The organism is Thalassotalea insulae, assembly GCF_030161395.1.
Taxonomy (GTDB): domain Bacteria; phylum Pseudomonadota; class Gammaproteobacteria; order Enterobacterales; family Alteromonadaceae; genus Thalassotalea_E; species Thalassotalea_E insulae.
The window spans coordinates 2,725,505-2,749,891 of record NZ_BSST01000001.1 but is presented as its reverse complement, the minus strand read 5'-3'; the positions used below and the strand labels follow the sequence as shown (position 1 = coordinate 2,749,891).

The following is a 24,387-nucleotide window of genomic DNA, read 5'->3' as shown; positions in this document are numbered from 1 at the left end:
AGCTATGGTAAAACGCATTGCTGTAACACCGGGAGAACCCGCAGGTATTGGTCCTGATTTAGCCATCATGATGGCACAAAAATCGTGGCCGGTAGAGATCGTTGTAGTCGCTTCCCCAGAATTATTGCAACAAAGAGCCTCTGCATTAGGGTTAACATTGCAAATTCAGGAGTATCAACCAGATAAAGAGCCTACACCACAAGCTGCTAATACCCTAACCGTATTACCAGTACCGCTTGAGGCTCCATGCATAGCTGGCCAACTGGACGCAGCTAACGGTCATTATGTGGTCGAAACCTTACGCATTGCCTGTGAAAAAAATATCAGCGGTGAATTTGACGCTGTTGTTACTGGCCCTGTACATAAAGGCTTAATCAATCAGGCTGGTATCGCATTTAGTGGTCATACCGAATATTTTGCCTACCAGGCAAATTGCTCTGATGTGGTAATGATGCTGGCAACCGAAGGCCTGCGTGTTGCATTAGTCACCACGCATATCCCGCTTGCTTATGTTTCTAAAGCGATAACACCGGAACGTCTGACCAAGGTGACCACTATCTTGCATCAGGATCTGATCACTAAATTTGGCATCAAAGAGCCTAAAATTTATGTTTGTGGTATCAACCCACATGCTGGCGAAGGCGGACACCTTGGCCGCGAAGAAATCGAAGTAATGGAACCAACCTTAGCGCAATTAAGAGCACAAGGGGTTAACGCGATTGGTCCGCTACCCGCGGATACTATTTTTCAGGAAAAATATCTTAACGATGCCGATGCAATTTTAAGCATGTATCACGATCAGGGACTGCCAGTGCTAAAATATAAAGGCTTCGGTAACTCAGTTAACATTACCTTAGGATTGCCTTTTATTCGCACTTCAGTTGATCATGGGACAGCGGTTGAACTCGCTGGCACCAATCAGGCTGATCCTGGTAGTTTCTATCAAGCAATAACAACGGCAATCACTTTAGCCAATAATCAGCAGTGATAAATTACTACCTGCGGAGCAACACTGTAACATGAGTAAAAACTCTCATTTAGGCCACCAAGCAAAAAAACGCTTTGGTCAAAATTTTCTTCATAATGAAGCTATTATTAGCCAGATTGTCGATGCTATTAATCCGGAGCCTGATGATAATTTAATCGAGATAGGTCCTGGGCTTGGTGCTTTAACAGAGCCAGTGATAGAACGCGCTGGTGATATTTCTGTGGTTGAACTTGATCGCGATCTCGCACATCGTTTACGCCACCACCCATTTTTAGCCAAACATTTAACCATCTATGAACAAGATGCACTTAAATTTGATTTTGCTAGTTTAGCCAGTACAGACAAGCCGTTACGTATTTTTGGGAATTTACCTTATAACATTTCCACACCACTGATTTTTCACCTACTGTCGTTTAAAGATAAAGTCAAAGACATGCATTTTATGCTACAAAAGGAAGTGGTTGAACGTATGGCTGCAGGACATAATTGTAAAGCCTTTGGCCGATTATCGATTATGACCCAATATCAATGCCAAGTATTGCCAGTGATGGAAATTGGCCCTGAAGCCTTTCAGCCACCACCAAAAGTGGATTCAGCCATTGTGCGCTTGATCCCACATAAAACCATCAGTAATCCGGTAAAAAATATAACGACGCTGAACCACGTATGCTTAACTGCATTTAATCAACGCAGAAAAACCATCAGAAACAGCTTTAAAAAACTGATCAATGTAGAACAGCTAACCTCTTTGGGGTTAGATCCTGGTTTGCGTCCGGAAAATTTAACCTTAAATGATTATATTGCATTAGCTAACTTTGTTGATGATAATCCAGTAACAACAGAAAAATAGACAACATACAATAACCTATGAATGATGACTTTAACGTCTCGGTAACAACCGCCTTTATTCCGCAGCAGTCCAATGAAAGAGAACAAAGGTACACTTTTAGCTACACCATCACTATCACTAATCATGGTAGCAAGAGCGCGCAATTGCTATCACGTTACTGGCTAATAACAGACGCTAATGACGATAAGTCAACAGTCGTAGGTGAAGGAGTTGTTGGTCAGCAACCGGTTATCGCTCCAGGCGAGCATTTTGAATATACCAGCGGCTGTATATTAAAAACCCCTGTCGGCACGATGGAAGGGCATTACCAGTTTATCGACCCGGATAAGCAAATGTTTGATGTGGCTATACCAGTATTTCGGTTAGCTCAACCCAATATTTTAAATTAAACACCGCATGGATAATAATTCAGCTAATTATATGAATAACTTAACAAGTAAAAACGCTTTAATTTCCACAATAAAACGTTTTCTAAACACAAGACTAGTTATTATCCAAGTTTCAGGTTAATTATGGCAATCTATTTTATTGGGGATATTCAAGGTTGTTATCGTGAGCTTAGAGCCTTACTTAAGCAAGTCAATTTTACCCCTAGCGATGATCAATTATGGGCCGCAGGTGATTTAGTCGCTCGAGGACCTGATTCGTACGCAACATTAAAATACCTTTATTCACTAGGGGATAGTTTTAAAACCGTATTAGGTAATCACGATTTGCACCTTATTGCGACTTATGTCGGCTTAAAAAAGGCAAAAGCCAATGATAAATTGGACGAGCTATTATCTGCCCCAGATGTTGCTGAATTAATCAACTGGCTGGCATCCCAGCCTTTACTGAGAAAACTACCAGAAGAAGATGTCTACCTGTCACATGCCGGCCTGCCCCCCCAGTGGACAATAGAACAGGCAGTAGCAATGGCTGAATTCGCACAGAAAAAACTCAACTCTGTAAAACGCGATAAATGGCTTGCTAGAATGTATGGTGAACAACCGAATAGCTGGAATCAGGTAAAATCAAAAGAAGATAAATTCCGCTATACCATTAATGCCTTTACCCGAATGCGTTATTGTGAACTTTCCGGCGCACTGGAGTTTCATAACAAACTGTCTCCTAAAGATAGCCCCAAACATTTAAAGCCCTGGTTTGAGTTAGCAACAAATCAGTTACAAAACTGCTATTGGATTTTTGGCCATTGGGCCGCATTAATGGGAGAAGTCCCGCATAACAACTTATTTGCCTTAGACACTGGTTGTGTCTGGGGTGGTGATCTAACGTTGCTACGTTGGCACGATAAAAGACTTTTTACTGAGCCATCACAAAGAAACTTGCTATAAAGCAATCACTAAAAGTGAAATTCTTATTTGGCTTGTTATACTAAAGTTTGTTAAGGTATTTTGATGTAATGTCGATAACGTAATTGCTAAAAACAATATCACATACCTTTACAACACCCTGACTTAATAACAAATTGGTGAATTCAATGAACCTAACTGTTGCAATGAAAATAATCGGTGGTTTCGCCACCATCTCCGTTTTACTTATTCTAACTAGTATCATATCCCTCAGTAACCTCAGCAATATTGATTCTGCCACACTCAAGCAAAGTGAGTTAGCGATCCCAACATTAAGCGAAAGTAATCAATTAGCGATTAAACTTGAAAAAATAGGCGGTTTAACACTTAAAGCGTATTATCAGAGCGAATTACCACCACTAAGTGAAAATTTGACCTCATTTCAACAGTTAGAAGCAGGATTTAGTCAGGATCTGAAAAACTTAAAGGGAATTGTCAGAAAAGAAAATTCATTGCTGAGTAACCTTAATCAGGTCGATTCAGTTTACCAAACCTTGTTAAGCGATATCGATAATGTATTTGTCAATCGTAAGGTCAGTATTGAGCAATTCAGCACATTAATTGATAAAATTGATGTCTTAGAAGAAAAGGCAGATGATGCCGCAACCTTAATGCTAGATCTCGCCGATCATGATTTAGCGGATTCTAAATTACAAAGGGCTGTTACTTTAGGGGAACGATTAGAAACCCAACTAAACAGCATAGTGGCCTCTGGCTTTGAATTTAGGGATTTGAAAAACAGCCAATCGATTGAGCTAGTTGAAGGCGAAATCACTAATACCTATAACGAAGTTATCCGTATTAGTGATGAGATTAAAAACGAATTAGCCCTCAATGGAGTAACTGATATAGCAGATTCTCTCGACAACACCATTGCTGAGCTTAATGAGCTGCTCACAGGTAGTGACAGCATCTTCATTAATAAAAAGACACAGGTTAATGCCATTGCCGTAGCAACTGAAAAATTGACCGCGGCAGAAAAAGACATTGAGCATGCCAATGAAATTCTAAAAAAACAGGTAGATTTAGCTGACAAAACCACTAAAGAAACCAGCGCGTTAGTAGCTGATTCAGTGTCTAGTGGTAACAGTATTACCTGGATTATTATGCTTGCGTCAGTTGGTGTCGCCGTCACTATTGCCTGGTTTACCTTAATCAGTATTACCCGACCTCTTTCCAGAGTTAACGACATGCTTAATGTTGTCTCTTCTGGCGATTTATCACGTAAGCTAGATGAAAGCGGTAAAGATGAGTTTGCTCAATTATCGAAAAACTGTAACTTATTAATAGACAGTTTAAGAACCTTGATCAATGGTATTGTCAGTCGTTCAACGCAATTAGCAACGGCAGCTGAGCAGACTTCTGCAGTTACCGCGCAAAGTACGACAGCAATCGAAGAGCAACGTACACAAGTGGAGCAGGCAGCATCGGCAACCACGGAAATGAGCAGTACCTCACAGAGCGTACTTTCAAGTGCTAATGACGCCTTAGGTGAAATCAAGCAGGCCGATGATGAAGCAGAGCGTGTTAAAGGCATTTCAGACAGAAACCGTCAAACGATAGAACAGCTGGCGAAAGAAGTTGAAGATGCGTCTCAAGTTATTAACAAACTACAGCAAGACAGCGCATCCATTGGCGGAATTCTCGACGTTATCCGCGGTATTGCAGAACAGACTAACTTATTAGCGTTAAACGCAGCAATTGAAGCAGCACGTGCAGGTGAACAAGGTCGAGGCTTTGCCGTAGTTGCCGATGAAGTCAGAACGCTGGCAAGTCGCACGCAGGAATCTACGCAAGAAATTCAAAACATGATTGAAGTATTGCAAACTGGAGCAGAAAAAGCAGTAGCAGTGATGGAAACGGGTAAAAGGCAAGCGTCAGACTGTGTTGTGCAAAGTGAAGAAGCTGATGCTGCATTGGAAACCATCACACACGCAGTACACGAAGCATTTGATCGTAGTTCACAAATAGCAACAGCGGCAGAAGAACAAAGTGTTGTTGCCCATGAAATCAGTGAAAACTTGGAATCAATCGTTGCAATCGCCGAACAAACAACTGCCGGCTCGAAGCAAACAGCAGATTCTAGCAGCGAAGTCGCAAGACTAGCCGAAGAATTGCAGTTATCGGTGCAAGAATTTAAACTTTAATTTAAAATTAGCTTTAATAAAAAACCGCCAATAGGCGGTTTTTTATTGCGCAAAAAAATCCCTATCAACTATCAATATCATTGTTCTTTTATTAATCAAATTGGTATTAGTCGCAAATGAATGAAAAATTGTCGCTAATTCGCTAAGTAACTTTTCCAAATCATGCAATTAATAGCCTAAGAGATTTAGTGTCCCGCATTACTAGTCTTTTATCTGATAAAAATAACGAATATTGAGAAGGAATTAAATCATGAAATTTAAATCTAAATTAGCCACCATAGCTGCAGCATTAGGCTTAAGCTGTCAACTTGCTTTATCGCCTTTAGCATTAGCAAACCAAGCGAGTCCACACTTAGTTTTAGACAAGCAACCGGACGGCACTATCATCCAACTTAGAGTAAAAGGTGATGAACACTTTCACTGGAACGAAGATAATAATGGTTACACCATAGTAAAACATCAAGGTTGGTATAAATATGCTAAGAAAGATAATAATGGTCGTTTAAAGGCGTCTTCGCACATCGTTGGCAAAGCTAACCCGAAAGCGCTAGGTTTACAAAAAGGATTGAAACCTTCGGCTGCTGTACAAGCTGAGTCTGCTAAAAAACTTGCTGACAATGAAACCAAACAAGGTGTGCTCCCAGTAGGAGCAGTTAATAATTTAGTGGTTTTGATACGTTTTGCTGATCATACCTCAAGAGCTTTACCTTCTGTCAATGATATAGATACATTATTCAATGCGGTTGGTGGTGACGCAAACCTAGCACCAACCGGCAGCATTCGTGATTTATACCTTGAAAATTCCTACGGCCAGTTTCAATTAAATTCAACCGTATATGCATGGATCACCTTATCTCAAACTGAAGCGTACTACGCCAATGGTCAATCAGGTGATCAAACATTATGGGAAGGATTGCGCGAAGCATTAACCGAACTTGATCAAACGGTTAACTTTAACGATTTTGATTCTGATGGCGATGGTACAATAGACGCTATTGCATTTTTACATTCTGGCTATGGTGCTGAATGGGGCGGAACAGACGCTGATGGGGCAAGCCAAAACGATCGTATTTGGTCACATCGTTGGGCAATGCAGAGCTCTGCTTGGACATCTGAAGAAGGCGTTACCGTAAACGACTATCACATCAGTCCAGCACTTTGGAGTACTTCAGGCACAGAAATTGGTCGTATTGGTGTAATTGCGCATGAGACTGGTCATTTCTTTGGTTTACCTGATTTATACGATACTGACGGCGGCGGCGCTGGTATTGGTTCATTCGGTCTTATGGCTAACTCATGGGATTTTCAAGGCACACAATACTGCCCTCCTCACTTCTCTCCTTGGAGTAAAACACAATTAGGCTGGTACTCACCTCAAATTATCAGTAGTGATGGTGAATATAGCTTACGTCAAGCCGAGCAGAATCCAGACGTATATAAAATCACTAAAGGCTTTCCAAACGGAGAATACCTGTTAGTAGAAAATCGTCAAAACTCTGGCTTTGATTGTACAGTTCCACAAGGTGGCTTAGCTATTTGGCATATTGATGAGCAAACAGGACATAATACTGAAGGCTATCCAGGACAACGCCGCTGGCCAGAAAATGGTAACCATTATCAGGTGGCTTTATTACAAGCTGATGGCGCTTATGAACTCGAAAAAGGTACAAACAGAGGTGATGCTGGCGATGTTTTTCATGGACAAGGCAATAACACCTTAAATCAAGGTCCTGACGGCTACCCAAATACAGATACCTACCAAAGTGGTATGATTAACCAAACAGGTAATTCGATTACCAGTATCAGTAATTCTGCCTCAACCATGACCTTTTGTCTCAATAATTGTGATACAACGGGAGGTGATTTACCAGCTCCAACTAACCTAACAATTAGTGTACAAACATCAGGAAAAGGTAAAAATGCGATTAAAACAGCATCATTAAACTGGCAAGATAACTCTGCTAATGAAGATCAGTTTATTATCGAACGTTGTCAAGAAACAGGTAAGGGCGGCAACAAAACATGTAGCTTTAGCACCTTAGCAACCGTATCTGCTAATACCACGAGCTTTAACGACACTCCAGGTTCAGGTACGTTCAAATATCGTATAAAAGCGATAAATACTACAGCCCAATCAGCTTACAGTAACGAAGTTAAAATTTAATCAATATTAACTTCTAAAGAAATCAGGCCTTATCGCTTGAGCGATAAGGCCTTTAAATTTGTTTAATTTAAAAAACTACAAACCTCGTTGCCACTCCTGTCGTAATTGTACTTCTGAAGGGGCAGTTAAGGCGGTATTTACTTGCGCTAGCAATTTCTCTTTGTCTTGCCCTAAAATCCCTTTTAGCACTAAATAGTTTGATGCATGATCTGAGCGAAAAATCGTTTTTTCAAGTTTAAGCTCCTGCAACAACCATTGCATTTCTTGAAATAACTCTTGCTGGCTTAATTGACGAAACTCGCCATTAAACCCTTGAGCAAATCGCTCCTCTCCCAACGGGAAAGAGACCACCAGTGTTGATAAGTAGTCTGGCTGGGCGGCATTCATCAACTTAGCGGAGTTAACAGCATGCTGCTGCGAATACTTAGGACCACCTAAACCATTCAGTATCATCACCGAACTTTTCATCCCCGCCTGCTTTATTTTATTGAGTGCTTCGAGCGAACTTTCGAAAGTTTCACCTTTTTCAACTAATGCTAATACTTGATCGTCACCACTTTCACAACCAATATACATGAGCTTTAAGCCCAACAAGCTTAATTCATGCAACTGCTCAACGGTTTTATTTTTTAAGTTTCTTGGTAAACAATAGCTAGAAACTCGCGTTACTTGTGGTAAATACTGCTTGATAAGTAAGAGTATTTCTTTCAAGCGATTGAACGGCAACATCATGGCATCACCATCGGCTAAAAATACTCTATGAACCGGTATGCCTGAAGCAGCTATACTCTGTAACTCTTGCTCGATTTGGTCTGTTTTTTTAGGACGAAATTTTTTTTGCTCTGCCGTATACATTTCACAAAAGGTGCATTGGTTCCATGAACAACCATTTGTGACTTGTAAGATCAGGCTTTTCCATTCACTAGGAGGACGAAATACGGGTTCGATATAACTAAGTGGGTACACTGTAATTATTTACCCCAAGTTACTTACGTTGATAAACACAAAAATCGAGATCATAGGCATTTTTTTCATCCGCCTGATATAGCTCGGAAGACACTAGCTGCCAATCATTTCCCTGCTCATACGTGGGAAATTGAGTATCTCCATCAATTGCAGCTTTGATTTGAGTGACATAAAGGCGATCTGCAAAAGGTAAGCAATGCGCATAAATAGCACCCCCACCAATCACCATAATTTCTTCAACATCACCGGCTAATTTAAGTGCCTGTTCAACAGAACTGACGACATCAACTCCTGCTGCCTGATAGTTTTGATCACGGGAAATCACGATATTTTGTCGGCCAGGTAACGGACGACCAATAGATTCAAAGGTTTTTCGACCCATCACCACAGGTTTACCTAACGTGGTTTTTTTAAAGTAGGCTAAATCGGCCGGTAAATGCCAAGGCATATCATTGTCCTTACCAATTATTCGGTTATCGGCATGGGCAACTATCATGGAAAGAATGGTCATATTCGTATTCTATAAACTCAACGGTAAAGCAATTCTATCATGCTGCACCAATAGACAAAATATATACCTACCTCAGCTTCTTTACCTCTAAGAAGTAATGAATAAAAACAAAAAAGGCTTATTGGGATCCCAATAAGCCTAATATACTAATAATTCCAAATGAATGTTATCGACGATACTCTACTTCAACATCATATTCATCTTCATCCCAGTCGTCGTCATCAAGATCATCATCCCAATTTTCAACTGCTTCCTGATGGTAGGTATCCCACTTAAACTCAACTGATTTTTCTTCCGGCGTTTCTTCAACTTCACCAGGAATAGTGTCAATAAAGTCCATTAATTCTCGGCATAACTCATCAGTACCTTGCTTATTAAAGGCAGAAATACGAAACACTTCCCCTTGCCAGTTTAATCCTTCAACAATTTCTTTCGCTAAGGCGTCCGCTTCTTCTTCTAGCAACAAATCGAATTTATTGAGTACTAGCCAACGAGGTTTATCAGCTAACTTGGCCGAGTGGCATTCCAATTCATTAATAATGGTTTTAGCATTCTCTAACGGATCGGAACCATCAACGGGCATAATGTCAACGACATGTAACAACACACGGCAACGTTCAAGGTGTTTTAAAAACTGAGTGCCTAAGCCGGCACCATCAGCAGCACCTTCAATTAATCCTGGAATATCAGCAATAACAAAACTGCGCTGAGCATCCAAGCGTACGACGCCAAGATTAGGTACTAAAGTGGTAAACGGGTAATCCGCAACTTTCGGTTTCGCCGCTGAAACACTACGGATTAAGGTTGATTTACCCGCATTCGGTAAACCAAGTAAACCGACATCAGCTAAGAGTAGCAATTCAAGCTTCAAACCACGAATTTCACCCGGGGTGCCATCAGTTTTTTGACGAGGCGCCCGGTTAGTACTGCTTTTAAAGCGCGTATTACCTAAACCATGCCAGCCGCCTTTAGCTACCATAAGTGTTTGCTTATGCTTAGTAAGGTCGCCAATTAACTCTTCTGTATCAACATCGATAGCTCTTGTACCAACAGGTACTTTAAGATATAAATCTGAGCCACCTTTACCTGTCATATCGCGACTTTTACCATTTTCACCACGTTGTGCTCGATGAAAACGTTCAAAGCGATAGTCTATTAGAGTATTTAGTCCTTCATCAGCAATTAGGTAAACGTCGCCGCCATCACCACCGTCGCCACCATTAGGACCACCGAACTCAATATATTTTTCTCTGCGAAAACTGACACAGCCGTTACCGCCATCACCAGCTTCGACACGAATTTCTGCTTCATCTACAAATTTCATGGTGTTATAAAACACTCCAAAATAAACTGCTTGTATGTATTATAAGCGATTTTAGCCACTTAATTACTATAAAAAGGATAGTAATTTAACATTTTCGATTTTTAACAATTTAGCCGCTGTTACACATCCATGCCCACGCTATTGCCTACACTGATGTAGGTATCTAGTTTTGTCAGGAAAAGCTCACCGTACATCATCGGCTCCGGCATCCTGCTTCGCTCTACCTCATGTATTCTTGCAGTCATGTACATATGCGCTCCTATTCATCCTTGAACCCACTTTATACCGTACATCCTGTATATCGCCACTCTTTACCATCCATGGCACCGTGGCATACCATACTTCCTGTATATAAAAAAAAACCCTGCCAAACAGCAGGGTTTTTCGAATGCTTAAATATTGTTATTCAGCAACAATACTTACAAACTTGCGGTTTTTAGGACCTTTAACTTCAAACTGAACCTTACCGTCAGCTAAAGCAAATAATGTGTGGTCTTTACCGATACCCATGTTGTCACCTGCGTGGAATTTAGTACCACGTTGACGAACAATAATGTTACCTGCTAATACAGACTCACCACCAAAACGCTTAACACCTAAGCGTTTACTTTCTGAATCACGACCGTTTTTGGTACTACCTGCTGCCTTCTTATGTGCCATCTGAAAATGCTCCTAAAATTAGCCGTTAATACCAGTAATTTTCACTTCAGTGAACCATTGGCGATGGCCCTGCTGCTTGCGTGAATGCTTACGACGTTTAAACTTAACAATTTTAACTTTATCACCACGACCTTGAGTAACAACCTCAGCTGTTACTTTACCGCCAGCAATGTAAGGCGCGCCTACATTGATGTTCTCACCGTCGGCGATCATTAAAACGTTTTCGAATTCAACTGAAGCACCAACTTCAAGTTCGATTTTTTCTAAACGAACTGTTTGTCCTTCAGAGACACGGTGCTGTTTACCACCGCTTTGGAATACCGCGTACATAGCTACTCCGTACTGCGCCTGTGTATACTGACGCTAAATTTAAAAATATAGGGCGCGAATTCTACGCGAAGCTCAAAATGATCGCAAGTATAATTCTGAGAAAAATATCAATTAATTGCTATTATTTTATCGCCCTCAATATTGACTTCAATTGAAGGCGATTTAGTGTAAACTTAGCGTCATTAAAATGATAACGAAAACAGTAAATTCGGGTTACCACATTCGCCTTATGGATCTCAACAAGATACAAACATTAGCGCAAGCTGATATGACTGCCGTTAATGAGCTTATTTATTCACAACTTCATTCAGATGTCGCCCTGATTAATCAGTTAGGTATTTATATTGTTAATGGTGGTGGTAAGCGTATGCGACCACTACTCAGTGTGCTAACAGCCCGAGCTTTAGGTTATCAAGGCAATCAACATATTGATCTAGCTGCCATTGTCGAATTTATCCATACCGCGACCCTGCTACATGATGATGTCGTTGATGAATCAGATATGCGCCGGGGACGAGAAACCGCGAATGCACTATTTGGTAACAGCGCCAGTGTCTTAGTTGGCGATTTTCTTTATACCCGTTCTTTCCAGATGATGACTAAACTCGGCAATATGAAGATCATGGATATTCTATCCGATGCCACTAACATAGTTGCCGAAGGTGAAGTATTGCAGTTAATGAATTGTAATGATGCCAGTACAACTGAAGAAAGCTATATGCAGGTGATCTACTGTAAAACGGCAAAACTATTTGAAGCAGCAACTCGGTTAGCTGCTGTAGTTTCAGAGCAACCCGCGCATATCGAACAAGCGATGCTAAATTATGGTAAATATCTTGGCACCGCATTTCAGTTAGTCGACGATATTATGGATTACACTGCCGATGCCAAGGAAATGGGTAAAAATGTCGGTGACGACCTATCCGAAGGTAAGCCAACATTGCCACTATTATATGCTATGCAGCACGGAAACCTGCAACAAAGCCAGTTGATTAAAGAAGCGATAGAAACAGGGAATGGCATGGATAACCTAGATGCTATTTTAACAGCAATGGAACAAACCGGCTCTTTACGTTATACCCAAAAAATTGCCGAGCAAGAAGCCGACAAAGCCATTCAAGCTCTCGCAGCGTTACCAGAATCAGAACATAAACAGGCGTTGGTTGCATTAGCGCATATCGCCGCTAATCGTTCAATGTAGTACATGCATTAAATACTTTCATTACAGTGGCTTATGTAAATATTTATCGATAATACGCTTTATCTTACCTTGCTGATGTAAGCGCTCAATGGCGTCAACAAACAATTTAATCGCACATGTGTCAATATCGCGATGAAAAATAAAATTATTGATTGAATGACTTTCAAGTATATAAATGGGTACTAGCGGATCTTTACCAAGTCCTAATTTTCTAATCTGAAAGTGCGCGACATCTTCAGCATAAGCGATAGCGTCAACCCGCTCATGTATTAACATTTTCAACATACCAAAAGCAGAAGTTGTCAAGATCTGCTTTGCTTTTATCTGCTGTGAATCTAACAAATGCTGCCCAATATCTTCTCTCACCACCGCAATAGATAATTCATTTAAGGGCTTATCCTGTAATGCCTTTTTATTTGCTGCTTTCACCATGATGGAAATATTGCTGGTATAAGGGAGTGGAATTAACTTAAATAGTTGCCGCCGAGGCTCTGTAACTGTCATAGAAAACGCAGCATAACCGGGCTTTTGTAGCATTAAATGATATAAACGCGCCCAAGGTATCACTTTAATTTCATCCGAGCTCAGAGGTAGCTTAAGCTCGCGGTAAATCGCTAATAAGGCATCAGTAAAAATACCGGATATCTCTCCATCATTATTGAGGTAATTATAAGGAGGGTAATCCTCTGCAACCCATTGCAAAGTATCCAGCACCCGTTTGGCTGACTCAGTATTGCAGCCATGTGCAGGAAACTGAAAAATACAGACAAATATGAGTACGATACCAATACGCATAATAACAACCTAAACTGATGCTGTTACTGTTAGCTTAGCCCAAGCAGCTAATTGATGCGTATATTACAAAATAAATAGACAAAATATGTCGTAATTAATAACTAGATAAAATTATGCTAATCATTACCTGCCGCTAAAGTCGATTCCACTATGCTCGCTAATTCAGCATTACTTTCACTATACCCAATATATTGCGGCTGGCTCAATAAAACCTGATCAAACACCCTAATGGGAAGTTGATACTTACTAACCACTTGCTGCGCCCAAACCTTATCAATTACCATCACTTGTGCTTGCCCTACAGTTAAGCGATGAAATAGCCGCTGCAAAGCAACAAACTCTCCGGTGTAATAGGAAACCTTAATCACTTTCGCCGACATTTCTTTCAGCTTTTTATCCAAAGCTTCAGGGTAGCTGTAAGAGCGAGCTATAAGCACCTTCATACCCTGACTATTTAACACTTGCTCATAACTAATAGGGTTATTTTTAGCAACAGCAAAAGTTAATTGCCAATCACCAATTGTTTGATTTAACAACTGCAAATTATCGGTATCATCAACATGAAGGATAAAATCAAAATGACCTGAAATAACGTGCTGTTTACAAAGAGGAAAAGGTAATTCTCGAAACTGGTAATTGATGTTGACTTTTTTCAATTTTTGTTCAATATATTCAATGCTCAACCCCCTATGCTTACCTTCACTATCAAGGTAAGCATAGGGCTGCCATTCTTCATAACAAAACCTTACCACTGTATCTGAAGCAGCAATTGTTTCACTGACAACCAGTAGTAAACCAATAAGACACCCAATACATTTCAAGCTTAATTCCTTTTTGCCGCACACTACTAAAAATATAGCTAGTGACGGAACAATGCGCCATTAATTTGTTGCCTATTAACAAATTGCGCAAAGCAATCGAGACAATTAAAGGCAAAAGCAAAAAAACCGCCAACAGGCGGTTTTTTCAACAAACGTTCAAATATTAGCCGTTGATAAAATCAACACCTTCTTGAATATCTGCTTTTAGTGTATTTAGCATATCTTCTTTTGCTTTTTGCTCAAATGCACTTAATTCGCCGTAAGATAAAATTTCTTCAATACCATTTTTACCTAAACGTACTGGATGAGCAAAGTAAGGTGCATCGCCACCTTCAACTTCAACATATGCGTAATCAACAACGTCTTGACCTTGTAAGCCTTTCACTAATGATAAGCAAAAACGAGCTGCCGCTGCGCCCATAGATAGGGTTGCAGAACCACCGCCCGCTTTAGCATTTACCACTTCAGTACCAGCATTTTGAATGCGAGGTGTTAATGCTGCCACTTCTTCATCTGTAAATGTAGCGCCTTCAACTTGTGATAATAAAGGCAAGATAGTCGTACCAGAGTGACCACCAATAACTGGCACTTTCACGTTCGCAACATCTAAACCTTTTAACTCAGCAACAAAAGCTTCACTACGGATAACATCTAATGTGGTGATACCGAAAACACGGTTTTTGTCGTAAGTACCCGCTTTTTTGAATACTTCAGCAACAATAGGTACAGTGCCGTTCACCGGATTCGTAATAATACCAGTTAGTGCTTTTGGACAATTTTTCACTATGCCTTCAGCTAACGTTTTAATAATACCGGCGTTTACATTAAATAAATCTGCGCGATCCATACCAGGCTTACGCGGCATACCTGCCGGGATCAAAACAACATCAGCACCTGATAGCGCAGCATCTAAATTATCAGCACCAAATCCTTCAACTTTAACGGCTGTAGGGATGTGGCTTAAATCAACCGCAACACCTGGAACAACTGGTGCAACGTCATATAAAGATAACTCTGAACCCGCTGGCAATTGAGTTTTTAATAATAATGATAACGCTTGGCCGATACCGCCAGCTGCGCCTAATACAGCTACTTTCATTGGAAGTCTCCGAAATTTGAGTATTTACGTAAATAATTTGCTGGCAAAAGATATAGCATTCGCCAACAAAAAACAATGTTTATACCAACTCAATTGGTATTAGTCATGTATTGACCTACAAGGATAGCGTATAATTCCCTTAATAGAATAATACTTAGGTATTAATAAGCATAATCAATAACAAATATTCATCAAATCAATATAGATGTAGTAATTATGACAACAGTACAACAAAAACAAGAAGCATTAGTTCAGGCATTTAAAGACTTATTAAAACAGGAACAATTTGGCTCACAAGGGGAAATTGTTGATGCCTTAAAAGCACAAGGATTTGACAACATCAGTCAATCAAAGGTTTCGCGTATGCTCAGTAAATTTGGTGCTGTTCGTACTCGTAATGCTAGGCAAGATATGGTCTATTGCCTGCCTGCAGAACTTGGCGTACCAACAGCCAAAAGTCCGCTACGTCAGTTAGTACTAGATATTGAACACAACGAAATGATGATCATTATTCGCACCAGCCCGGGTGCCGCCCAGCTGATTGCCCGCTTGCTAGACAGCTTAAGCAAAAGTGACGGTGTATTAGGTACCATAGCAGGTGACGATACCATTTTTATTGCGCCAACTAAGGTCAGCGAAATTAAAAAAACCATGCAAAGTTTAGAAAATTTATTTTCTAAAAATGCAACATTAAGCGGATAACAATAATAAAGAGCTATTTCTCAATTCCAAATTATAGTACCTAAAGTATCTGCTTATTAATGACGCCTTCACTATCATTGAATGTATCAAGATGTCGTTATAAATAACAACGACGACTTTAAACAGCTGTATTTAGTATATCCCTTTAGCTAATTTAAATTTCTATTATTAATCAATAACTAAGATAACTTCGTAAGCTTAACCTCAAATAAATTGCATACAATATATTGTAAACATTAAAATTATGTGCATTAATTAAACAACTCCATAAATTATTTGGAGTTAATAAAACTATAAAAATGAAATGTTCTAGAGGAATTAATATGCTTAATAAAAAGTTACTTACATTAGCGATTATTGCTGCAACTGCTAGCGCCCCAAGCGCCATTAGCCACGCAAAAGGAAAACCCACTGCAAGCAACATATTACCTTACACATACACCTGTAGCTCGACCTTAAAATTTCAAGCACAAGACATGAGCAACCAAGAGTTCATCGATTCATGTCAATTAGTGGGATTAGAAGAAGGTTACTTTCATCAGAAACTATCAACACAGCAATTACCGATCGTAAACGACGTCAATGATGATTTGCTTATGGTGATTTTTGACGATTATCGTAACTACAACCGTTATGGTTCCCGTTTATTTGGTATCAACACCAACAATGGCGGTATGTATATAGAAGGAGATGCGGAAGATCCTAACAATCAGGCAAGCTTTTATGCTCATGAAGCAGATTGGTTACGACCTGAGTTTGTTATTTGGAACCTTGAACACGAATATGTTCATTACCTTGACGGCCGGTATGACCTTAAAGGAAACTTTTCTGATTATCCAACAACAACCGTATGGTGGAGTGAAGGATTAGCAGAATATATCTCGCTAAAAAATACCAATGACGATGCCAAAGCATTAATCAACCTAAATGGCGGGAACCGCACATTAAGTCAAGTATTTGCCACAAACTATAACAATAGCACGGATGAAATATACCGCTGGGGTTACTTAGGTGTACGCTTTATTTTTGAAAACAATATCAATGATATTGACACTATCAGAAGTTTTACAACCATCGGAGACTGGCAGGGATATCAAAATGAGTTAGATGCTATGGCTGCGCAATATGAAACTCAATGGCAAAATTGGCTAGTTTCTTTAGCTCAAAGCTAGTAATCACGTTTTTATATGTACTGACAAGGACGTCAATTATCTTCAGAGGTTTTTATGTTACGTCCCGTTTTACTTTCGCTCATATTGTTTCTATCACTCCCGTTAAATGCAAAAGCTAACAAATTACTTATTTCCTTAAACCAACTAAAGGAGCAGATAGCACTTTTTCACACTCAGCAAAACGACACTTATGGTGAAGAATATATCGAAACCAGTGTTTCTTATATTCAAAATGTCGGCGCAATATTCCACCTCACCTATCGACAACCTTTGATAACTTGGCAGCAAGATAACGCAACCTCTGGCAACAACGAAATGGCAATTACAACCAGCCAAGAAGAACAGAAAATAAAGAAGAAGTTTGTTCAACTGCGTCAACAAGCGAAAAGCTTATCCCATCAGGCGTATGCCATTGAGCGTAAGATTTCAGCAATAGAAAAGTCAGTAAACCAGTCAAGCAATAGCGCGCAAACAGAACAGCAGCTAGTACAACTTAAACAGAAACTGCACAACATAGAAGCTCAGAAAGCTAACTTGCGCCCACAATATGAGAAAACAGAAAATCAGCTATATCAATCACAAAAATCGAAACAAACGGTCACATCAATTCCTTTTACCACTCAGTTTGCACATTTTGCTGCAGAGCAACTATGTCAGCAAACCGCCATTAGCCCATTGATAACCGAACACGACAAAATAATATTCATCTTACGTGCAACAGGCCTACAAACAGTATTGCCAAAAAATAATAGTCGCTTTGAAGATACCACTTATGTCATCACACAACAGGCATTATCTGCATGTGAAAACGCTGAGATATCAACAAGTGAATTACTGCAAACATTTAACATTGGAGCTTTTTAGGGGGAAAAAGGCACAATGACTCATGCCTCAAATCTTGCTAACGCACAGCCAGAAGGCTCTACCAAGCTTGTGCAAGTTCAAACAAGCCTATTAGCCTAATTGAGCTAAAATATTTAGGCTTGGCGCAAAAAAAGCCGCGCCGGTTTCTGCCTGAGTATATTTAAGTAGATGGTCGAAATGGCCATCTTCGTCAGCGACTATCATGCTTTTAAGCATTAATTCAAACGGTTCTGGCGAATTACAGTAAGCGACAAACATCAAGCCTTGTAATTTCATATCCCCGTAGGGCATGCTTTGTCTGAGAATTTCTATGCTGTTACCTTCCGCATCTTTAAGATTGGTTCGTTTAATATGCGAGGTCAGTGGCTTATTTTCACTGGTGTATTCTTCGTTATTGATTTTAGTGCGAGCAAACACATCTTCCTGCTCTTTGACTTCTAAGCGATTCCATAAATTTAAGTTATGGCGATAGCGTTGAATATGTAAATAGCTGCCACCAGCAAACTCGGGATCATCTTCCGTTGACACTAATGCGACTTCACGGCGATGACGACCTTGTGGGTTTTCAGTACCGTCAACAAAGCCTGTTAAATCTCTGCCATCTAAAAAGCGAAAACCTCTGACCTGCTCAACCAGCTCGACACTATCAGCCATTAACGCACAAACCTTACCAGCAACAATATGATTAACATCTGCTCTATCACTACGCACTTCAATATAAAGATCATAGTTAACCGACGGGGCTACTCTATCGTCACAGCTTAATTCATTAAAAGGTCGAAGTGCTTTCGGTCGTGCGCTGGGGTAGAGTTCATCCCAATAATTTGCGCCAATAGCGACCACGCCAGTTAAATTACTTTCAGAAAAGCGATCAGCATACTTATCAAATAACGCCGGTAAACGAGAAAGTGCTTGTCGAACATGGGCATCCTTATCATCTAACGCATTAAACAGTAAATAATAACCATGTAAACTGGGTTCAGCGCAAATACCAAATTGTTCTCTTGCCATAAGTCTTCAACTTAAGAAATAGCTAATAGCCTAATTTTACACATTTTTACGCAATAAGCAGTATTTGTTTACTGGCATAAATTAAAAAAGCCAACAAGCAAATACTCGTTGGCTTTAAACTGAGTTAACTTATTGCGAATTAGCCGCGGGTAAATTCCGGATAAGCCTCTAAACCACAATCTGATTTATCAACACCTTCGTATTCTTCTTCGGCGCTAACGCGAATCCCCATGGTAACTTTTAAGACATACCAAACAACGAAGCTAGTCGCAAAAACCCAAACAAAAATGGTTGCCGCGCCGATAAGCTGACCACTAAATGTCGCACCATCGTTTGTCAACGGTACTAACAGTAAGCCAAATAAACCGACAACACCGTGTACTGAAATCGCACCGACTGGATCATCAATTTTTAATTTATCTAAGCTAACGATTGATAACACCACGATTAAACCACCAATGGCTCCAAAAATAGTCGCCTGCAATGCCGTTGGCGTTGAAGGTTCTGCGGTGATCGCCACTAAACCTGCTAAAGCGCCGTTTAATGCCATAGTTAAATCCGCTTTCTTGAACAATATTTTTGCCAATATTAACGCTGCAACTGCACCACCTGCCGCTGCCGCATTAGTATTTAAAAACACCATGGCAACAGAATGAGAATTACCAATATCACCTAATTTTAATACCGAGCCGCCGTTAAAGCCAAACCAGCCCATCCATAAGATAAAAGTACCTAACGTTGCTAGTGGTAAGTTAGCACCAGGAATCGCATTGACTCGGCCATCAGCACCAAACTTGCCTTTACGGGCACCCAGTAATAAAACCCCAGCTAACGCCGCCGCCGCACCAGCCATATGTACGATGCCAGAACCGGCAAAGTCAGAAAAGCCTAAATCGCCTAAACTATATAAACCAAATACTGCATTACCACCCCAGGTCCAGCTACCTTCCATCGGATAGATCACTGCAGTCAACACTACGGTAAAAGATAGAAATGCCCATAATTTCATCCGTTCAGCCACGGCACCTGAAACAATCGACATTGCCGTAGCAACAAAGACCACCTGGAAGAAGAAATCTGACGCTGCAGAATAAATTGCACCGCCGGTAAAGCCATCTTCACGTTCTGCAAAAGATTTTAATACCGCATCAGCATCAACTGTTTCAATACCAGATAAAAAGAAGCCACCACCGTACATAATTTCATAACCGCAAGCTAAATACATAGTGCAGGAAATAGCATATAAGGCGACATTCTTTGTTAAGATTTCGGTAGTATTTTTTGCTCGGACCAAACCGGCTTCCAGCATAGAAAAACCTGCTGCCATCCACATAACCAAAGCACCACACACTAAAAAGTAAAAGGTGTCTAGGGCATACTGCAAGTGAAAGATATTTTGTTCCATGATATTCCCCTTAAAGTGCTTCTACGTCATTTTCACCGGTACGAATACGCACCGCTTGTTCAAGGTTATAGACAAAAATCTTTCCGTCCCCGATTTTTCCGGTATATGCCGCCTTAGTAATCGCTTCAACTAAACGTTCAACCACATCATCGTTGACGGCAATTTCCAATTTAACCTTAGGCAAAAAATCCACTTGATACTCTGCCCCGCGATATAGTTCGGTGTGACCTTTTTGACGACCAAACCCTTTAACTTCACTGACCGTTAAGCCTTCTACTCCCACTTCTGAGACAGCTTCACGAACATCATCTAACTTAAATGGTTTGATAATTGCGCTAATTAATTTCATTAGTAACCCCTACTTGTTATTTGACTTCAAATATTCAAGTGTTGTACCAAAAGGGAAATTACCTTTAAAAGCAACGAACTAGTTGAGATTCACCAATAATCAGGCAAAGAAAACGCACCATAGTGGTGCGCTAAAATATCGACTTGTTAATTAATGGTGCAAAAACCTACAACACAGGCCAACGCCAGATCAGAATGCTTTGGTTGCGCACAAAATACACACTGAAACGTTCAATCCCCCTAATAAACCATAGCGGCGCTTGGGTTTAACACGGCCAAAATCGCTAACCGTTCCATGTCACAAAAATCATTGGCTGAACGAATAACTGACTCGTTTACTCCTAATGCTTTCAACTTATCAGCAGATAATACCTTCGTAAAAGAGAAGCCTTTACATTGATGATTCATCAACATCATGCGTTTAGCGCAGAATAATAATTTGGTTTCCATCGACGCATATTCAAAATTATCTTCATCCTGAAAGCGAATAGGTTCTATTAAACTATACGGCAATCGCCATAATTTAAGTAACTCGCCAGTACAATCCGCATAACTAAAGCCAAGCTGTTCATTTTGCTTATCCCAGGGCAACTCATTGGTTTTTAACTGCTGGATTATTTCTACTTTATCTGGTTCAAATTGCTGAACCACCAGCTCACCTAAATTATGCAACAGGCCTAGAATAAATAACCTTTCAGCATTTGGCACCGCTAGCTCATACCCCAAAAATTTGATCATTAATGCGCAGTCAACACTTTGCTCCCAAAATGTTTCTAAAAATTTCGATGGCGCCTTAATTGATTTAAATGTTTTAGTGGTAAAATAAGCAATCACTAAATTATAAACTTCAGTAATACCTAACACTAATACCGCTTTTGAAATGGTATCTATCTTACCGGGATAATTAAAAAACGAGCTATTCGCTAGTTTTAAAATAGTGCCTGATAACGCTGGGTCCAGTAGGATGACATCTGCGATATCGTCTATCGTCGATGCCTCATCGTCAATCAGTTCTTTAATTCGAATAAAAGAATCAGATAATACAAAGATTTCACTCGCTTTTTCAGCGTAATCTAAGGCGTTCATAATTAACACTCCGTCTGTACCAATTGCTATCAGCTAGATAAAGTATCCAACAGCGTCCTTGCACAGACAATTTCAAGATTAATAAACACTAACAAAATATGAAGGATTGCAATTTTCACCCTTCAGTATAGACATAAATATTTAGCGGCTGCCGATCTTTTCAGATAAAAGTTATTCAAGCGCAATAAAGTCACTAATTCACTTGTGCATGAATATGATAAGAAGTGAATTTTCTAATATTAATCACTCCGGTATCAAACAATAAATACTGCCCTTTTATACCTAATAAGGTACCACTGACAGCATCTGTTTTATCAAAATTAAATGAGGTTATTTTACTTGGAAACTGCTGCACCGGAAAATCGAGCGCTATCACTTCTTCCGATAACTGTTCAACGGCGTCCGAACCGAATTGCAGACGAATATCATTTAGCTTCTCCGCAATTTTGGGTACTAGTTCTTTGGATTTTGCCACTAAATCTATTGGCTCAGCATTACCTTTCAACATTGCCCGCCAATTGGTTTTATCGGCAATAAATTCTGCCAGTGCTATTTCTACTAAGCCAGATTGTAAGCGAGTATTCACTTTGAATATTGGTAGTGCCTGCGTCGCCCCTTGATCAATCCAGCGAGTCGGGATTTGCGTATGGCGAGTAATGCCTACTTTTAATCCTGATGTGTTAGCTAGATAAACATAATGTGGAATAAAACAATGTGTTTCTCCCCATTCCGGTTCCCGACACGTCCCCTGCTCATAATGGCAGGTTTCAGGCTTCATAATACAGAGATCACATTGCGCTAACTTTTGCATACAAGGAAAACAAAATCCCTGGGAGTAACTTTTTTTCGTTTTTCGCCCACAATGACAGCAACTGATATGCTGGTGATAAGTTAACGTTAACGATTGGCCAATAAGCTCATTTAATTCAATCTGTTGCTCACCAATAGGCAATTGATATTTAACCTTACCATGCTCATCTAACTGAGCGGTCATTTTGCGCAATGCGCCAACTTGTGTTTGCATTTTTTCTACCATAAAAAAATATTAGTACCATGGTAAGGAAAAATGTCACACTACTCCATCAAAAATATCATCGTTACAATAAGAATGTTAAAAGATACCGCTAACTGGTTTGTTTACCTGTTACGTTGCGCAGATAATAGCCTATATACCGGGATCACCACCGATGTTGAACGCAGGCTTAAGCAACATAATCACTGCAATAAAACCGGAGCAAAATACACACGTGTACGCCGACCAGTAGCACTGGCTTATTTAGAGCCTGCAACTAACCGTTCTGCCGCAAGCCAGCGAGAATACCAACTAAAACAGTTAACTAAAGCTGAAAAAGAGCGATTAGTGAAAAAGCAAGCTATAGAAAAATAGAACAAGTGTGCACTCAAGACCTTAAATTTACTGGTCTGCTTAGTAAGTAATAACTTATATTATTTCGATTTTCAGACCAACTACTGATAAAATGCCCTGTTTTTTATTTTATTAGTGAAGTAGGTTCCATGTTTTTAGAAAGCTATTGTAACGTCTCTGGCAACAAGATTAGTTTTACCCGCCAACAAGGTAGTGATTTTGCCAAAAAAGTAGCGGATGACTTTAATCCGCTACATGACACAGATGCGAAAAGGTTTTGCATCCCAGGAGATTTACTGTTTTCTTTAGTGCTAGAAAAGTCAGGACTGTCGCAAGAAATGAAGTTTACCTTTTCAGGTATGGTCAGTGAAGGCATAGAACTGATATTCCCTATGGAAATTAACGGGCAATCAGCGGTAGTTGATAGCAATAATAAAGAATACTTAGTGATTGCCGCATCAGGTCAACAAACCAAGAAAAGTGAAACTATCACAAGTTTAACTAAAGCGTATGTCGAATTTTCAGGGCAAACCTTTCCGCATATATTAGTCGCATTGATGGCAGAAAATAATGTCATGATCAATCCTGCCCGCCCTATGGTAATGTATGAAAGCATGACCATACACCTAGACAAGATAGATTTTACCACTGTGCAACTTGAACTTGCACAATCCACCCTGTCAATCGATGGCAAACGCGGCGTTGCCGACCTTATTTTTAACCTTATCTCAGAGGGGAAGAAAATAGGTTACGGTAAAAAACATATGCTACTGAGCGGCCTGCGACCGTACGAACAAGCAACTATCGATGGTATCGTCGACGTATACAATGATAAAAAAACACAATATCATCGCTAACACTTATAAACCGGAGCCATTCACTCATGGCTCCTAACACCTTCTGTTATTACCTGTTACGACTTTTAAACCTTAACCACCAAAGATCTAGTTTTTGCGCATTAGTTCGCATAATGCGCTGAGATTTTCTCAGCCACGTTTTTGCCCAATGATACTCAGTGCTCAGTATCGCTAATCCAAGCGGAATAAATATAACTGCCGGTCCAGGTAATAGAATAAAAATCAATCCCAGAGCGATTAAAGAAAAACCTACAAAGCTAATTAAAGTACGTTTAATCATAGTGATTTATATCAGTGAATTTCATCTGATGATTAAAACAGCAATTTTCGCTCCAAAAATTAACCATTTAACTATCAGTACCTTAAAA

The 24,387-nt window shown here is 40.0% G+C and carries 26 protein-coding genes; 12 read left to right on the top strand and 14 right to left on the bottom strand.

The window, feature by feature from the left end; all coding sequences use genetic code 11:
• Positions 1-4 precede the first annotated feature (4 nt).
• The 6 genes from pdxA (at position 5) to QQK06_RS12450 (ending at position 7,501) form a co-directional block, all read left to right on the top strand.
• Positions 5-988 carry a 4-hydroxythreonine-4-phosphate dehydrogenase PdxA gene (gene pdxA / locus QQK06_RS12475; RefSeq protein WP_284245030.1) on the top strand — a complete coding sequence of 328 codons (984 nt, stop codon included), beginning with the start codon at positions 5-7 and terminating at the stop codon, positions 986-988.
• Positions 989-1,019: 31 nt separating this feature from the next.
• Entirely contained in the window at positions 1,020-1,838 is an 819-nt protein-coding gene (rsmA, locus tag QQK06_RS12470) for a 16S rRNA (adenine(1518)-N(6)/adenine(1519)-N(6))-dimethyltransferase RsmA (protein ID WP_284245029.1), read from the top strand.
• 17 nt (positions 1,839-1,855) lie between these two features.
• Entirely contained in the window at positions 1,856-2,227 is a 372-nt protein-coding gene (gene apaG / locus QQK06_RS12465) for a Co2+/Mg2+ efflux protein ApaG (RefSeq protein ID WP_284245028.1), read from the top strand.
• Between the two features lie 123 nt (positions 2,228-2,350).
• Positions 2,351-3,172, top strand: a complete 822-nt coding sequence (locus QQK06_RS12460; protein ID WP_284245027.1) for a symmetrical bis(5'-nucleosyl)-tetraphosphatase — start codon at positions 2,351-2,353, stop codon at positions 3,170-3,172.
• Positions 3,173-3,318: 146 nt separating this feature from the next.
• Complete coding sequence (locus QQK06_RS12455; RefSeq protein WP_284245026.1) at positions 3,319-5,337, top strand: methyl-accepting chemotaxis protein; 2,019 nt, start codon at positions 3,319-3,321, stop codon at positions 5,335-5,337.
• 250 nt (positions 5,338-5,587) lie between these two features.
• Positions 5,588-7,501, top strand: coding sequence for a M6 family metalloprotease domain-containing protein (locus QQK06_RS12450; protein ID WP_284245025.1), 1,914 nt, complete (start codon positions 5,588-5,590; stop codon positions 7,499-7,501).
• Between the two features lie 75 nt (positions 7,502-7,576).
• Here QQK06_RS12450 and QQK06_RS12445 read toward each other — a convergent pair whose 3' ends face one another.
• From QQK06_RS12445 to rplU, 5 genes are all read right to left on the bottom strand, one after another.
• Entirely contained in the window at positions 7,577-8,467 is an 891-nt protein-coding gene (locus QQK06_RS12445) for a radical SAM protein (RefSeq protein ID WP_284245024.1), read from the bottom strand.
• 19 nt (positions 8,468-8,486) lie between these two features.
• Positions 8,487-8,978, bottom strand: a complete 492-nt coding sequence (gene folA, locus QQK06_RS12440; RefSeq protein ID WP_284245022.1) for a type 3 dihydrofolate reductase — start codon at positions 8,976-8,978, stop codon at positions 8,487-8,489.
• A 166-nt stretch (positions 8,979-9,144) separates the two neighbouring features.
• Positions 9,145-10,302, bottom strand: coding sequence for an Obg family GTPase CgtA (cgtA, locus tag QQK06_RS12435; RefSeq protein WP_284245020.1), 1,158 nt, complete (start codon positions 10,300-10,302; stop codon positions 9,145-9,147).
• Positions 10,303-10,704: 402 nt separating this feature from the next.
• A complete protein-coding gene (rpmA, locus tag QQK06_RS12430) occupies positions 10,705-10,962 on the bottom strand; it encodes a 50S ribosomal protein L27 (RefSeq protein ID WP_284245019.1) in 258 nt (85 codons plus the stop codon).
• An 18-nt stretch (positions 10,963-10,980) separates the two neighbouring features.
• Positions 10,981-11,292 carry a 50S ribosomal protein L21 gene (gene rplU / locus QQK06_RS12425; RefSeq protein WP_284245018.1) on the bottom strand — a complete coding sequence of 104 codons (312 nt, stop codon included), beginning with the start codon at positions 11,290-11,292 and terminating at the stop codon, positions 10,981-10,983.
• Positions 11,293-11,521: 229 nt separating this feature from the next.
• Here rplU and ispB point away from each other — a divergent pair, with 229 nt between their 5' ends.
• Complete coding sequence (gene ispB / locus QQK06_RS12420) at positions 11,522-12,493, top strand: octaprenyl diphosphate synthase (RefSeq protein ID WP_284246618.1); 972 nt, start codon at positions 11,522-11,524, stop codon at positions 12,491-12,493.
• A gap of 21 nt (positions 12,494-12,514) precedes the next feature.
• On the opposite strand, the gene QQK06_RS12415 is transcribed toward ispB, so the two are convergent.
• The 3 genes from QQK06_RS12415 to mdh form a co-directional block, all read right to left on the bottom strand.
• The gene (locus QQK06_RS12415; RefSeq protein WP_284245017.1) at positions 12,515-13,288 is read right to left on the bottom strand and encodes a substrate-binding periplasmic protein; all 774 of its coding nucleotides are present in this window, start codon (positions 13,286-13,288) and stop codon (positions 12,515-12,517) included.
• Positions 13,289-13,404: 116 nt separating this feature from the next.
• Positions 13,405-14,109, bottom strand: a complete 705-nt coding sequence (locus QQK06_RS12410) for a substrate-binding periplasmic protein (RefSeq protein ID WP_284245016.1) — start codon at positions 14,107-14,109, stop codon at positions 13,405-13,407.
• 163 nt (positions 14,110-14,272) lie between these two features.
• Positions 14,273-15,208, bottom strand: coding sequence for a malate dehydrogenase (gene mdh / locus QQK06_RS12405; protein ID WP_284245015.1), 936 nt, complete (start codon positions 15,206-15,208; stop codon positions 14,273-14,275).
• Between the two features lie 216 nt (positions 15,209-15,424).
• Here mdh and argR point away from each other — a divergent pair, with 216 nt between their 5' ends.
• The 3 genes from argR (at position 15,425) to QQK06_RS12390 (ending at position 17,946) form a co-directional block, all read left to right on the top strand.
• Complete coding sequence (gene argR, locus QQK06_RS12400) at positions 15,425-15,910, top strand: transcriptional regulator ArgR (RefSeq protein ID WP_284245014.1); 486 nt, start codon at positions 15,425-15,427, stop codon at positions 15,908-15,910.
• Between the two features lie 323 nt (positions 15,911-16,233).
• Positions 16,234-17,082, top strand: a complete 849-nt coding sequence (locus QQK06_RS12395; RefSeq protein ID WP_284245013.1) for a collagenase — start codon at positions 16,234-16,236, stop codon at positions 17,080-17,082.
• A 54-nt stretch (positions 17,083-17,136) separates the two neighbouring features.
• Complete coding sequence (locus QQK06_RS12390; protein WP_284245012.1) at positions 17,137-17,946, top strand: hypothetical protein; 810 nt, start codon at positions 17,137-17,139, stop codon at positions 17,944-17,946.
• A 90-nt stretch (positions 17,947-18,036) separates the two neighbouring features.
• Here the strand turns inward: QQK06_RS12390 and QQK06_RS12385 are convergent, their stop codons facing one another.
• The 5 genes from QQK06_RS12385 to QQK06_RS12365 all read right to left on the bottom strand — a co-directional run bounded on the left by QQK06_RS12385 (position 18,037) and on the right by QQK06_RS12365 (position 22,820).
• Positions 18,037-18,957: a Dyp-type peroxidase gene (locus QQK06_RS12385; RefSeq protein WP_284245011.1), complete on the bottom strand. Its 921-nt coding sequence runs from the start codon at positions 18,955-18,957 to the stop codon at positions 18,037-18,039.
• Positions 18,958-19,096: 139 nt separating this feature from the next.
• Positions 19,097-20,362, bottom strand: coding sequence for an ammonium transporter (locus tag QQK06_RS12380; protein ID WP_284245010.1), 1,266 nt, complete (start codon positions 20,360-20,362; stop codon positions 19,097-19,099).
• A 10-nt stretch (positions 20,363-20,372) separates the two neighbouring features.
• Positions 20,373-20,711 (bottom strand): P-II family nitrogen regulator, encoded by a 339-nt coding sequence (gene glnK, locus QQK06_RS12375; protein WP_284245009.1) that lies wholly within the window; start codon positions 20,709-20,711, stop codon positions 20,373-20,375.
• Positions 20,712-20,950: 239 nt separating this feature from the next.
• The gene (locus QQK06_RS12370; RefSeq protein ID WP_284245008.1) at positions 20,951-21,796 is read right to left on the bottom strand and encodes an HDOD domain-containing protein; all 846 of its coding nucleotides are present in this window, start codon (positions 21,794-21,796) and stop codon (positions 20,951-20,953) included.
• Positions 21,797-21,989: 193 nt separating this feature from the next.
• Positions 21,990-22,820 (bottom strand): DUF2797 domain-containing protein, encoded by an 831-nt coding sequence (locus QQK06_RS12365; RefSeq protein WP_284245006.1) that lies wholly within the window; start codon positions 22,818-22,820, stop codon positions 21,990-21,992.
• 42 nt (positions 22,821-22,862) lie between these two features.
• Between QQK06_RS12365 and QQK06_RS12360 the strand changes: the two genes are divergently transcribed.
• Positions 22,863-23,183, top strand: a complete 321-nt coding sequence (locus QQK06_RS12360) for a GIY-YIG nuclease family protein (RefSeq protein WP_284245005.1) — start codon at positions 22,863-22,865, stop codon at positions 23,181-23,183.
• A 128-nt stretch (positions 23,184-23,311) separates the two neighbouring features.
• Positions 23,312-24,019 (top strand): DUF3581 family protein, encoded by a 708-nt coding sequence (locus tag QQK06_RS12355; protein ID WP_284245004.1) that lies wholly within the window; start codon positions 23,312-23,314, stop codon positions 24,017-24,019.
• Positions 24,020-24,068: 49 nt separating this feature from the next.
• Here the strand turns inward: QQK06_RS12355 and QQK06_RS12350 are convergent, their stop codons facing one another.
• Positions 24,069-24,299 carry a PGPGW domain-containing protein gene (locus QQK06_RS12350; protein WP_284245003.1) on the bottom strand — a complete coding sequence of 77 codons (231 nt, stop codon included), beginning with the start codon at positions 24,297-24,299 and terminating at the stop codon, positions 24,069-24,071.
• Positions 24,300-24,387 lie beyond the last annotated feature (88 nt).